This window comes from Brevibacterium sp. CS2, assembly GCF_005280295.1.
In the GTDB taxonomy this organism is placed as follows: domain Bacteria; phylum Actinomycetota; class Actinomycetes; order Actinomycetales; family Brevibacteriaceae; genus Brevibacterium; species Brevibacterium pityocampae.
Genome location: NZ_CP040020.1, coordinates 693450 through 705460 on the forward strand (window position 1 = coordinate 693450; position 12011 = coordinate 705460).

11 protein-coding genes, 2 pseudogenes and 1 other annotated feature are annotated in these 12011 nt (G+C 65.4%); of the genes and pseudogenes, 6 read left to right on the forward strand and 7 right to left on the reverse strand.

What is annotated here, in order from left to right; all coding sequences use genetic code 11:
- Positions 1–152 precede the first annotated feature (152 nt).
- Positions 153–1037, forward strand: coding sequence for a ligand-binding protein SH3 (locus FDF13_RS03030; protein WP_137318397.1), 885 nt, complete (start codon positions 153–155; stop codon positions 1035–1037).
- 201 nt (positions 1038–1238) lie between these two features.
- Here the strand turns inward: FDF13_RS03030 and FDF13_RS03035 are convergent, their stop codons facing one another.
- Together FDF13_RS03035 and FDF13_RS03040 are read right to left on the reverse strand one after the other, a co-directional pair.
- Positions 1239–2159, reverse strand: a complete 921-nt coding sequence (locus FDF13_RS03035) for a cation diffusion facilitator family transporter (RefSeq protein WP_137318398.1) — start codon at positions 2157–2159, stop codon at positions 1239–1241.
- 13 nt (positions 2160–2172) lie between these two features.
- Positions 2173–2565 (reverse strand): helix-turn-helix transcriptional regulator, encoded by a 393-nt coding sequence (locus FDF13_RS03040; protein ID WP_137318399.1) that lies wholly within the window; start codon positions 2563–2565, stop codon positions 2173–2175.
- 291 nt (positions 2566–2856) lie between these two features.
- On the opposite strand from FDF13_RS03040, the gene FDF13_RS15535 reads away from it, so the two are divergent.
- Together FDF13_RS15535 and FDF13_RS03050 are read left to right on the forward strand one after the other, a co-directional pair.
- Positions 2857–3348, forward strand: a complete 492-nt coding sequence (locus FDF13_RS15535; protein WP_360318849.1) for a class I SAM-dependent methyltransferase — start codon at positions 2857–2859, stop codon at positions 3346–3348.
- Positions 3349–3598: 250 nt separating this feature from the next.
- A pseudogene (locus tag FDF13_RS03050) lies at positions 3599–3757 on the forward strand (transposase); the annotation flags it as partial.
- Between the two features lie 41 nt (positions 3758–3798).
- On the opposite strand, the gene FDF13_RS03055 reads toward FDF13_RS03050, so the two are convergent.
- From FDF13_RS03055 to FDF13_RS03070, 4 genes are all read right to left on the reverse strand, one after another.
- A complete protein-coding gene (locus FDF13_RS03055) occupies positions 3799–4005 on the reverse strand; it encodes an integrase core domain-containing protein (protein ID WP_101652799.1) in 207 nt (68 codons plus the stop codon).
- Positions 4006–4027: 22 nt separating this feature from the next.
- On the reverse strand, positions 4028–5098 hold the full coding sequence (locus FDF13_RS03060) for an IS110 family transposase (protein ID WP_137318401.1): 1071 nt from the start codon (positions 5096–5098) through the stop codon (positions 4028–4030).
- A gap of 196 nt (positions 5099–5294) precedes the next feature.
- A complete protein-coding gene (locus FDF13_RS03065) occupies positions 5295–6065 on the reverse strand; it encodes an IS3 family transposase (protein ID WP_175406831.1) in 771 nt (256 codons plus the stop codon).
- Positions 5985–6101 (reverse strand) — a sequence feature (AL1L pseudoknot). Its footprint overlaps the gene before it by 81 nt.
- Positions 6062–6373 (reverse strand): transposase, encoded by a 312-nt coding sequence (locus FDF13_RS03070; protein ID WP_137318392.1) that lies wholly within the window; start codon positions 6371–6373, stop codon positions 6062–6064. Its footprint overlaps the feature before it by 40 nt. The genes FDF13_RS03065 and FDF13_RS03070 overlap by 4 nt, the downstream gene beginning before the upstream one ends.
- 55 nt (positions 6374–6428) lie before the next feature.
- Between FDF13_RS03070 and FDF13_RS03075 the strand changes: the two are divergent.
- A pseudogene (locus tag FDF13_RS03075) lies at positions 6429–7164 on the forward strand (IS5 family transposase); the annotation flags it as partial.
- Here FDF13_RS03075 and FDF13_RS03080 read toward each other — a convergent pair.
- Entirely contained in the window at positions 7147–7689 is a 543-nt protein-coding gene (locus FDF13_RS03080; RefSeq protein ID WP_137318403.1) for a hypothetical protein, read from the reverse strand. The pseudogene FDF13_RS03075 and the gene FDF13_RS03080 overlap by 18 nt on opposite strands.
- A gap of 233 nt (positions 7690–7922) precedes the next feature.
- Here FDF13_RS03080 and FDF13_RS03085 point away from each other — a divergent pair, with 233 nt between their 5' ends.
- A complete protein-coding gene (locus tag FDF13_RS03085; protein ID WP_217494891.1) occupies positions 7923–10007 on the forward strand; it encodes a hydantoinase/oxoprolinase family protein in 2085 nt (694 codons plus the stop codon).
- Entirely contained in the window at positions 10004–12001 is a 1998-nt protein-coding gene (locus FDF13_RS03090; RefSeq protein WP_254668880.1) for a hydantoinase B/oxoprolinase family protein, read from the forward strand. Before FDF13_RS03085 ends, FDF13_RS03090 begins: the two co-directional genes overlap by 4 nt.
- The last annotated feature ends 10 nt before the right edge of the window (positions 12002–12011 follow it).

Here is a 12011-nt window from a genome sequence, read left to right on the forward strand (position 1 = left end):
GACCCAGCCGGCGCGGTGGCGGTATGTCGCCCGCGCAACACCACGTGACACTCGTCACCCTTATCTCGTTCGTTACCGTTTTGTCATCTCCTCGTGCGTCAGTACACTCGAAGATAACGAAATGGTCACAACTGCGTTAAGGGTTTAGTCGAATGGGTAAGCACTCGGATCCGAAGCCGTCCTGGAGCGCGAACGCGCGCACCCTGATCCGGAACGTCGCCGCGGGCGACCGCAAGCATGCCGGTCGCCATAGTCAGGAGCCGAGCACCGCCACCGGGGTTCTCAAGTCCGTCAGGCGCCGCCCGATGGTCGCCGCCATCGCACTGCCGGCAGCTGCCACGACCGCGATCGTGGCCTCCTCGTTCGCCTTCGCACCCACGGACACCGCCAGCGTCGTCACGGCCGAGGAGCAGGCAGCCACCGCCAGCGCGGATCCCGGCGCCCAAGACGTTCCCACGAAGGATGCCGAGGAACGTGAGAAGGAGCGGGAGGCGGCCGCCGAGGAGTATCGGAAGTCCCTCGAAGACGATCCGAAGTACAACCAGAAGCCAGAGGTGAAGGCCGCGCTGCCGGCCCCTGAGCCCCCGAAGGAGAGCGCGTCGTCGGAGACCTCCGGCGGAGAATCCTCGGACCGGGGTTCGAAGTCCTCGCGCTCCGACAGCCGCGAATCCTCGGGCCTCTCCGATGAGCCCTGCTCGGTGTCCACCGAGATTGAACCCAAGCTCACCGCGAACGCTAAGAAGGGCTACCGGGCGGTCTGCGCCGAGTTCCCCGAGGTGAAAACCTTCGGCGGACCGCGCAACGATCCGGGATCCGACCACCATACCGGCCAGGCCCTCGACATCATGATCACCGATCCCACGGGTCAGCAGATCACAGAGTTCGCGATCAAGCACGCGTCCGAGCTCGGAGTGAAATACGTGATCTACAAGCAGAAGATCTACGCTCCCTACACCGGCTGGGAGGGACGGGCCATGGAGGACCGTGGCTCGGCCACCGCCAACCACATGGACCACGTCCACGTCTCCTTCAACTGAACAGACCGACCGGCCGCTGCCCCGTCCCCCATGGGAGCAGCGGCCGGTCCCATCCCCCGGCGATCATGACCACTTCCGGCACCAGATCGCCCCGCCATCAACCACGGCGGTACCGCGGACCTAACACCAGACAGACAGCATCGACTGCGGCCCATCGCAGTCGGGTTCGCCGGCTGGAGGCGATGCCGAACACCCGGTTCGTCAGGCGTGCTGGACTGCGGGCAGTTCCCGGTCTCGCAGGGCAGCCGTTTCCACCTGGATCGTGGCGTGATCGAAGGCGACGGGGAAGTGCTCCTTGACGCAGGCGAGGATCGCCTCCAGGATCTGCGGGGCGTGACCGGATTCGAAGCAGTCGTCGTCGACGACGACGTGCGCGGAGATGACCGGCAGGCCGGTGCCGATCATCGAGGCGTGCAGATCGTGCACATCGCGGACGTGCTCGAGCTCCAAGATGTGGGCGCGGACGTCTTCGAGATCGACTCCCTTGGGAGTGAACTCCATCAGCACCCGCACGGTCTCGCGCAGCAGCCGGAACGCGCGGGGGACGATCAAAGCCGCGATGAACAATCCGGCGATGGTGTCGGCGCGCTGGAACCCGGTGGTCGCGATCACGATCGCCGCAATGATCACGCCCAGAGACCCCAGGGCATCGTTGAGCACTTCGAGAAACGCCGCACGCATATTGAAGTTCGCCTCGCGGTTGGATGCCAGCACAGCGATCGCGGCGATATTGGCGACCAGGCCGATCACCCCGAACACCAGCAGCTCCGTGCCGGGCACCTCGGCAGGTTCGAACAGTCTGCGGATACCCTCGACGGCGGCATAGGTGCCGACCACGAGCAGCAGCACAGCCTGCCCGAGCGCGGCGATGACCTCGATCCGGGCGAAACCCCACGTCCGCTCACTGCTCGGCGGACGCAGCATCATCGTCGCCGCGATGACCGCCACCAACAGCCCGGACGCATCAGCCAGCGCATGAGCGGTATCCGTCAGCAGAGCCAGGCTGCCGGTGATCACGCTGCCCACCGCTTGCGCCACAACAATGACGGCGATGATGCAGAACGCGATCACCAGCCGCCGGCGCGTCCCCCGATCAGCCCGCTCCGGGACATGACTGTGCACGTGCCCACCCCTATCAGTTTCCGCCATACCCCTCATCCTCCCCAACGATCGGCTCGTGATGATCGTGGTCACGCAACGAAAGCGACACCCCGGACGCCCTCAGCAGCTCATCCGCGCTCTCGACCAGATCCTCCAGTCGGGCCGGATCGGCCAGCGAGAACCACGAGGACCGCCCCTCCGCGCGCACGGTGACCAGTCCGCAGTCACGCAGACAGGCCAAATGCTTGCTGACTGTCGACTGCGCAAGATGCATGTGGTGGACCAGATCCCGCACGCGGTGCTCACCGCTGGCCAAGTGCTCCAGCAGCGCCAGGCGCGTCGGCTCGGCCAGCGCATGGAACAGCGCCGCATAAGCACTGCGGTCTTCGGACCAAACGGTGGTCTCAGCAACACCATCAATCGCCATACGACGATGATAGCACGAAGCAGCGATGGTTCGGGGAGCGGATCACGTCGCCTCGATGCGCCCGCTCTCACCGTCCACAAGCCGCACGCGCCCTCGACGAGGATGAACACACCGCGACCGATCAAGACGATCGGGAAGAGGACGTGCTCCCACCCGTTCGAGCGCCTCTTCGGTCGGCCGGCGACGAGCGCGAGGAACCCGAACACAGCACGCGACAACGGCGGCCGGCACCGCGGAGGAAGACCGGAGCATACTCTTGGACCCTCGGAGGGTGACATGCGTATGAACCGGATGGAGGCGGCGCTGGTCGACTCACCACCGCGACGCCTGCTCCAGCGCTTCGAGGCTCGGCGTCTGATCGCGCTGGGTGGTCGCACCCCGGGCGCTCGGGTGGCCGAACTTGGCTGTGGCCCCGGGTCCGGCACCAAGCTGATCCTCGATGTCTTCGGCGCCGCACCGGTCGACGCCGTCGACCTCGACCCGGCGATGATCGTCAAGGCACGCCGCCAGCTGACTCGGTACCACGGTCGGGTGAACCTCGTTGAAGGGTCGGCGACTGACCTGGCCGCGGCTTTCGCTGCGTTCGGTGGTGGTGGCAACGCGAGCTACGACGCGGTGTTCGACTTCGCCGACCTCGTCGCCCGGACGCGCCAGCTCATCACGCACGCGGTGCTGTGCCAGAGACACCTCACCCGACCCCATCGGCAGCTCGGCCACCTCGGCTGCAGCGCGGGACACCTCGGCGAGGGGGCGCAGGGAGCGGTGGACCCACCACCAGCCTAGCAGGCCCGCCAGCACCAGAGCCGCCGACGCTCCCAGCACCTGCACCCGGGCCAGCGTGGCCTTGGTCGCTTCCACGGGAGCCGTCGGCAGTCCGGTGATCACCACGCCCTCATCAGCCGCTGATTTCGCCTTGACGAGGTAGCTGCCTTCCTCCAGGTCGAGCGTCCGCATCAGCGTCTCCGCCCCGTCGATCTTCTCGGCTAGGGCGTGTCTGACAATGATGTGGTTCGCTGACTGAGAGCCTGGGAGCATGTCGAGATTCCAACTGCTCACGGATGCTCAATGGTCGCTGATCGCTGACTTGCTGCCTGCTCCGACCGGCCGCAGGGGCCGGCCCTTCGCTGATGCCCGCCAGATGGTCGAGGGCATCATCTACCGCTACCGATGCGGGATCGCCTGGCGGGACCTTGTCAAGCCCTGGGTTTGGTAGAGGCTTCTTTTCTTGGTTTCCTATGCGGCCACGCCTGTAGTGGTCTGCTGTTTGATCCAATCAGAATGCGCCTCGATCGGCGGCCGGTAGTGCAGCGCCGAATGCAGTCGGACGTGGTTGTACCAAGCCACCCACTTCGACGTCTCGGCCATCACTTCGATCACTCCCGACCACTCCCGCCGGTCGATCAGTTCGGCCTTGTACACCGAGTTCAGCGCCTCGGCCATCGCGTTGATGCTCCTATAGTTGTCAAGCCGTGATTTCGCCTGTTCGTGGGTTGGTCTTGATGAGGTGGTAGACCTCGCGGATGACGTAGCGTTTCAAGCACCGGATGATGTCGCGTTTGCTCTTGCCCTCGGCTGTTCGGCGAGCGACGTAGGCGATGGTCGGCTCGTGGAACCGCATCCGCACGATCACGGTCCGGTAGATCGCGGCGTTGAGCTGCCGATGTCCGCCGTGATTGATGCGATGCTTACCGCTGCTCATTCCTGACCCGGCGGGCACGGGACTGATTCCTGCGAGTTTCGCGAACGCTGCTTCGCTGCGGATCCGTTCAGGATTGTCCCCGGCGACGATGAGGATCTCCGCGGCGGTGTCGACGCCGATGCCGAACTCGTCCAGCAGGTGCGGGGCGCGTTGGGCGACGAGTTGCTCGATCTGCGCTTCCAGGCTTTTGATCTCCTCGTTCAAGGCAATCCAGCGCCTGGCGATCGATCGGAGTGCGTGCCGGTTCGCGTCCTCTGGCGTCTCTAATCCGCGTGGGCGGAGCGCGGCGCAGTGACGGGCGATCATCTTCTGCGTTTTCCGTGCTGTCTCACGCCGTAGCTCTTCGTCCGAGTGGACGAGCAGCGCCTTGAGCGTCACCATCGCCCCGGTGCGGTCTTTCACCGCGGTATCGTGGGCGACTTTCAGCTGCCGGATCATCTCCACCACCCCGTCAGCGGTCTTCGGGACCGCAGTCGCGAACCCGGCAAGTACTGCCCGGGCAGCGTTCTCCGCGTCGAGCGTGTCGGATTTCCCGTTCAGTCGGCGCAGCCGCCGATCGGGCCGGGAGACCTCGACGACCTTGTGTCCGTTCCGGCGGACGAACGAGGTCAGCCCGGCACCATAGGAGCCGGTGCCTTCGATTCCGAACGCGATGATCTTCCCGAATGACGACGCCCACTCGAGCAGCTGCTTGAACCCCGCAGCGTCGGTCGCGATCGTGAGAGTCGCCAGGACCCCGCCGATCGAGTCCATCACCGCGGCGACATGAATGTGCTTGTGGGTATCGACGCCGATCACGACGTGCCCGGAACGGGCGGGCTCGATCTGTTCCATGGGGTGCTGTCTCCTTCATCGGTTAGCGTGGTCACACGCTGTCGCCGGCGGGTGGACAGGACTGTCATGGGGACGCTTTGACGAGGCTCCAGGCTCCTATCAGGTCACGCCCGATCCGGCGGCAGCGGTACTGCGCCCGGCCGGAGGTTCGACAGATCAACGCCAAGGCACCCTGCGGGCCAATCGTAAGCAAGGGTCAGAACACTCCGGCCAGGACTACCTCATCCTTGCGGGACGCGGCAGAAACAGACTGACAATCGAAGGAATCGCCCCGCGAACCCACTGATGCCACGATCGCAGACTCAGCCAGCGTCTCGCCATAGCGAATCGAGCGGAACTGGACTCCGCGATCCGAGTGGTGAACGAGCCCGGATACATCGTGCCCGGCCCGGTACTTCGCCGCCAGAGCCATCGTGAGCGCGTCCCGGGCCAGGGATTCACGCATATGGTTCGTCACCTGCCAGCCGACGATCTCGCGATGGAACACATCGAGGATGAACGTCGTGTACACCCACCCCGAGCGCGTCGGCACATAGGTGATATCGGCCACCCATAAGCAGTTCGGTGCAGGCGCGGTGAACTCCCGCCAGGCGAGGTCCTCCGGGCACTCCTCGGCTCTGGCCGATGCCGTCTTGGGACGTTTGCGTTTGCGCCGCACCCCATCGATGCCCAGTTGGCGCATCAAGCGCTCGACCGTGCAGCGGGCCACCGGCCCGAACCGGTCGGCGTGATCACGGTTGATCGCTTTCCACATCTTGCGCACTCCATAGCAGGAGTAGTTCGCTTCGTAGATGTCCCGGATGACGACCATGAGATCGCAGTCCCGAATAGCCCGGGCCGAGGGCCGGCGCAGTTTGTACGCGTAGTACGAGCTCACAGCGATCCGTGCAGCAGTCCCGCGCAGGACCCGCACGATCGGCTCGACTCCGAACTCGTCACGATTCTCGTCGATGAAGTCGACGATCACCTTGATGGGCGGTCGAGCTCCGCCGCGAAGAAAGCCGATGCTCTGCGCAGGATCTCGTTCGCTCGCCTGGCTTCGGCCAGCTCCGCCCGCAAGCGTCGGTTCTCCGATTCCAGATCCACAGACTCCGACGGTGTGATCCTGCCGGATTCCTTGTGCTTCCGCACCCACACGCGCAAGGTCTCCTTACTCAACCCGAGCTCTTTCGCGACCCGAGTAATCGAGCCGTTGGCAGTCGCGGGATCGGCCTGAGCGTGAATGACGAGCTCTACTGCACGAGCCCTGAGCTCGTCGGTGTACTTCACTGGCATGAGAGAAACTCCTTCTTCCAATCTCCCTGCCTCTATTATCCCCGGGGCGATTCACCTGCCCGAGACGTTCGGCAAGTGGCAGACGGTATGGACCTGGCATCGCCGGATGGCCGGCGACGGCACCTGGGACACCGCGCTGGCCCGCTTGACCGCTCACGCTGCCGGCCAGCTCGACTGGTCGCTGTCGGTGGACTCCACGATCGCGCGTGCTCATCAACACGCAACGAACATCACGCGCCTAAAAAAGGGACTCGTCGAACTACACGAATCCGGACGTCGAGCCGCCTGACCACGCGCTGGGCCGGTCCCGGGGTGGGCTGTCGACAAAGACCCATCAGCTCGTCGACGGCCACGGACTGCCGTTGGTCACCGTGTGCACCGCCGGCCAGGACGGCGACAGCCCGATGCTCATCCCGCTCATGGATCAGCTGCGGGTCCAGCGCCCCGGACTCGGTAGCGCCCGCACCCGGCCGACAGCACTGCTGGGCGACAAGGCGTACTCCTCGCGGGCCAATCGTGCCTACCTGCGCAGCCGCCGGATTGAAGCAGTCATCCCCGAGCCGAAAGATCAACAGGGCCACCGCAAGCGCCGCGGCTCCAAGGGCGGCAGGCCGCCGAAGTTCGACGCCGAGAAGTACCGGGGCAGGAACGTCATCGAGCGCGGCTACAGCCGCCTGAAGCAGTGGCGGGCCCTGGCCACCCGCTACGACAAACTCGCCATCGTCTACCGCGCAGCAGTCGTACTCAACGCGGCTATTGCATGGCTACACCATTTATCGGACACGCCCTAGGTGTACACCGTCCGGGATCGTCTGCGGTGAACTCGGGCTGGGCGCATCTCCGACCCCCGTCACGATGGAAGCCCGGGCGATGCGCAGCGGTTGATACGCCGCGAAGCCGAACTCGGCGAGCCGATTCCACATCGACCCCTCACGGCCGGGGCTCACCCCGACGATGAGCTCCTTGAGGACCTGAGCCGATTCCTCGCGTCGCGTGGTGATCGCGAACGTCTCCAGGCTCTCGAAAGAGCGAAGGAGCTTCGCCACGCAATCGAGCACGAGCGCCGGCATCTCGGAGCGCGGGTTCCCCGGGAGCACGGCGACGACGATCGCGTACGTCCTTCGGCGAATCGACACCCGGTGCGCATGGACCTGCCACTTGCCGACGGTCCCGGCGATGCCGGATCCACCGTCGCCGACGACCTCACGGTCCGCAAGGGACTTCCGCCCGGTCCGGGGGTCGAGAACCCAGCGGGACACCAGCTGTCCCGGAGCAGCGCCGACGCTTCGCACGATCTCACCGTGCTCATTGATCACGAGTGCCGAACCATTGCAGACCCGCGCTGCGCGACGCACGAGAGATTCAAGCGGGTCCTCTTGCGCCATCGCAATGAGAAGTTGGTCGAGCACCCATTCCCGGGATCGTTCCACCTCAGACTCCCTGCTTTGTGGATTCCCCAAGGATACCCGTCGGATCCTTGAGTTGATCCATTGACGAGGCAACTCCGCACACCCAGGATATGAACCACATCACGAATGAAGGAGTGGATGTGGCAGACCTCAGAGTCGCAGTCGATGTCGGCGGAACGTTCACGGACGTCTGCATCTTCGATGAAGAATCCCAGATCATGAGAGTGACAAAAGTCCCCTCGACCCCGGACAACCCGATGGAGGCAGTCCTCAACGGCGTCGCACGCGCCCGGATCGACCTCTCCGAGGTCGAGCTCTTCTCGCACGGGACCACCGTCGCGACGAACGCGCTCATCACTAGGAAATTCCCCAAGGCCGCCATGGTGACCACGAAGGGCTTCCGCGACGTCCTGGAGATCCGCGACGGCACGAAGGACGACCTGTGGGATGCATACCGAGATGTCAGCGGACCGTACATCCGGCGCCGCGACCGGTTCGAGGTGTCCGAGCGGATCGACTACACCGGCAACGTCGTCGAACCCCTCGACGAGGACGAGGCGCGGCAACTGGCGGCACTGCTCAAGAAGCGGGGAGTCGACACCGTTGCAGTGTGTTTCCTCAACTCCTACGCCAACGCCGAGAACGAGGAGCGGATGCGCGCGATCCTCACCGAGCACCTCCCCGATGCGAACGTCTCGACCTCGGCGGAGATCCTGCCGGAGATATTCGAGCACAACCGCTTCAACACCACCGTCGCCAACGCCGTCCTCGGCCCGCTGGTGTCCGGATACGTCGAGCAGCTCGACGAGAAGCTCACCGCTGGCGGCTACGCCGGAGAACTGCTGCTCCTGCACTCCGGCGGCGGTTCCATGACCTCGACCATGGTCAAGAAGTTCCCCGTCAGGCTGGCGGCATCGGGCATCGCCGCCGGGGCGATCGCCGCGAAGCACATCGCGGAGCAGTGCGGGTATGTCAACGCGGTGGGCCTCGATATGGGCGGCACCTCGACAGACATCTCCCTCATCAGTGAGGGCGAACTGCGCGTGACCAACGAATGGGAGGTCGAGTACGGCCACCCCATCGTCTTCCCCAGCATCGAGGTGCTCACCATCGGTGCCGGCGGCGGCTCCCTCGCGCACATCGACATCGCCGGCTCGCTCCGCAACGGCCCCCAGTCCGCAGGTGCCGCACCCGGTCCTGCCTGCTACGACCGAGGCGGCGAGGAACCGACGAACACCGATGCGAACCTCTGGCTCAACCGTCTCGGCACCGATCTGGCCGACGGCGAGATGACCCTCGACCGTCGGCGTGCAGAGCAGGCTATCCGCAGCACGATCGCCGAGCCGCTCGGACTCGAGGTCGACGAGGCGGCGGACTCGATCCTCAAGGTCGCGAACGCCAACATGGCCGATGCGGTCCGGCTGGTCTCGATCCGCCGCGGGCTCGACCCGCGGGACTTCGCGCTCATCGCGTTCGGCGGCGCCGGCGCGCTCCACGGCGCCGAGGTCGCGCGCGAGCTCAGCATCCCGGTCGTCATCGTGCCACCCAGCCCGGGTGTCACCTCGGCACTGGGCTGCCTCCTCGTGGACATCCAGCACGACCTGTCGCAGATGTTCACCGCCAGTGCATCCGAGGTCGACGCCGAAGACCTCGCCGAGCAGTTCCGGGCCCTCGAGTCCGAGGGCGCGGAACGCCTGCGCCATGAAGGGGTGAGCGACGACCAGGCCGTGCTGGAACGCGGGATCTCCATGCGGTACCAGGGCCAGTGGCGCTCCCTCCAGGTCCCGATCGGTTCCGATCCCGATGCGCTGCAGGCGGCTGTGCAGACTTTCCACGAGGAGCACGAGAAGCAGTACGCGTTCCGTCAGGACGACACCCCGGTCGAGATCTACCAGATCCACCTCAAGGCCCTGGGGAAGACCCCCAAGCCCAGCTTCCGGCCCGAGAACACCGCACCGCAGAGCCCGGGCGAGCCGGTCGAGGTCCGAGACGTGTACTTCGAGGGCCGATGGATCCCAACCCCGGTCCACGAGCGCGCGGGACTGGCCGCCGGGACGGAGTTCACCGGGCCCGCGATCATCAGCCAACTCGACTCGACGACAGTGGTGCCGCCGAATGCCCGTGCAGAGATCGACGAATGGATGAATATCCGCATCGTCCTCACCGACCGGGACACCGCGTCCGAGCCGGAAACCGATCACGATGAAAGCGAGAGTGCGCGATGACCACCATGGACACGGCACAGCGGGCCGACTCCTCGACCGCATCGCACCGGGCATTGGATCCGGTGACCTTCGAAGTCCTCAAGAATGCTTTCGCGACGAGCGTCGATCTCATGAGCGAGCAGATCCTTCGCACGTGCTATTCGTTCGTCATCTACTCCCGCGACTTCTCCTCGGCCCTGTGCGATCGCGAGGGGAACACGGTGATGCAGGGCAGCGCCGACATCGCCGTCCACGTCGGCACCCTCCACTTCCAGTGCAAAGCCGTGATGGAGGAGTTCGGCGACGACATCAATCCCGGGGACGTGTTCGCGATCAACGACCCCTACCGCGGCGGAACGCACTTCAACGACGTGAGCTTCATCCGTCCGATCTTCGCCGAGGACGAGATCATCGGATTCGCCCAGAACAAGGGTCACTGGGCCGATATCGGAGGCAGTGTTCCCGGTTCGTTCGACGTCTCGGCGAGCGAGCACTTCGGTGAAGGGCTGCGCATCACGCCGGTCCGGATCTGGCGCAGCGGGGAGTTCCTCCACGACGTCGCACAGCTCCTGGTCTCCAACACCCGGGCGCCTGACCAAGCGATGGGCGACCTCCACGCCCAGTCGGAGGCGACAGCGGTCTGTGAGCGCGAGGTCCTCCGTCTGGTCGACAAGTACTCGAAGCAGACGGTCCTCGACGCGATGCAGGAGACCCAGGACTACGTCTGCCGCACGGTCCTCGCCAGCCTCAAGAATCTGCCCCGGGGCGAGTGGGAGACCGTCGACTACATCGACGCCGACCCGGCGAAGGGCGAAGGGCTGGTGCCGATCCGGGTCAAACTCACCTTGGACGGCAACGGCATCCACTACGATCTCACCGGTTCTGCTCCAGCGGTCTCGACCTTCCTCAATTCTGGCTACGGGACGACCTTCTCGGCGGTCTACGCCGGCACGAAGACCTTCTTCCCCGAGGTGCCGCTCAACTCCGGGTTCTATCAGGCGGTGACCGCCGACATCGGGGAGGAGGGGACCGTCGTCAACGCCGGATGGCCGCACGCGGTGACCGGGTTCTGCTCGGGACCGTACGAGAAGGTCATGAATGCGGTGTTCGAGCTGTGGAGTCGAATTATGCCGGAACGCGCCATGGCCTGCGCGTTCAATCTGGAGTACCTGCTCGTCGGGGGCCACGACAGCCGGGTCGCCGGCAACCCGTATTTCATGTGGTACGACTGGATGGCCGGCGGGTGGGGCGGACGCTCCACCAAGGACGGGTCCTCCGCGACCGCACCCGTGTTCGGCACCGGACTGGCAGTCCAACCGCTCGAGGGCCAGGAGCGCTTGAGTCCGGTTATCACCACCAAGCACGCCATCAGCACCGACTCCGGAGGGCCGGGACGGTTCCGGGGCGGCTGCGGGATCGAGAAGGGCGGCATTCTCACGGATGCGAGCGGCACGGTCATGAGCTACTGCTGCGACCGTGGACGGTCGGTGACCTGGGGCATCGAAGGCGGATTGCCCTCCGTCCCCCACGGAGTCTGGCTCAACCCCGGCACCGCTGACGCGAAATACCTCGGAGCGACATTCTCCAGTGTGGCGCTCGCCCCAGGGGACGTCTTCGAGCGGCCCTCCGCGGGCGGCGGAGGATTCGGCGATCCTCTCGAACGCCCTGCAGAGGAGGTGCTCGAGGACGTCATCGACGAGTACGTCTCGATCGATCGCGCCGCAATCGACTACGGGGTGGTGATCCGGGAGATCGATGCCGAGCTCGACGAGTTCGAGATCGACCACCACGCGACCACCGATCTGCGTGCGCGGATCCGGAGCGAGCGGGGTGACCGGCTCGATGCGGACCCCGCTGAGGTCGCAGCGCGGTTCAGGTCGGGCGACCTCACTGTGCACGATGTCGTCCGGCAATACGCCGTGATCCTCGACTGGGGCACCGGGGAGCTGCTTGAGAAGTCGACTGCGCAGTTCCGCGACAGTGTGCGCAGCCGGTCGGCCGCGCACTGGAGCTGACCGAGAGGTC

Coding starts and splice junctions, on each gene's coding strand:
- FDF13_RS03030 (WP_137318397.1), top strand. CDS start 153: ATGGGTAAGCACTCGGATCCGAAGCCGTCCTGGAGCGCGAACGCGCGC.
- FDF13_RS03040 (WP_137318399.1), bottom strand. CDS start 2,565: ATGGCGATTGATGGTGTTGCTGAGACCACCGTTTGGTCCGAAGACCGC.
- FDF13_RS15535 (WP_360318849.1), top strand. CDS start 2,857: ATGGAGGCGGCGCTGGTCGACTCACCACCGCGACGCCTGCTCCAGCGC.
- FDF13_RS03055 (WP_101652799.1), bottom strand. CDS start 4,005: ATGGCCGAGGCGCTGAACTCGGTGTACAAGGCCGAACTGATCGACCGG.
- FDF13_RS03060 (WP_137318401.1), bottom strand. CDS start 5,098: ATGGAACAGATCGAGCCCGCCCGTTCCGGGCACGTCGTGATCGGCGTC.
- FDF13_RS03070 (WP_137318392.1), bottom strand. CDS start 6,373: ATGCCAGTGAAGTACACCGACGAGCTCAGGGCTCGTGCAGTAGAGCTC.
- FDF13_RS03090 (WP_254668880.1), top strand. CDS start 10,004: ATGACCACCATGGACACGGCACAGCGGGCCGACTCCTCGACCGCATCG.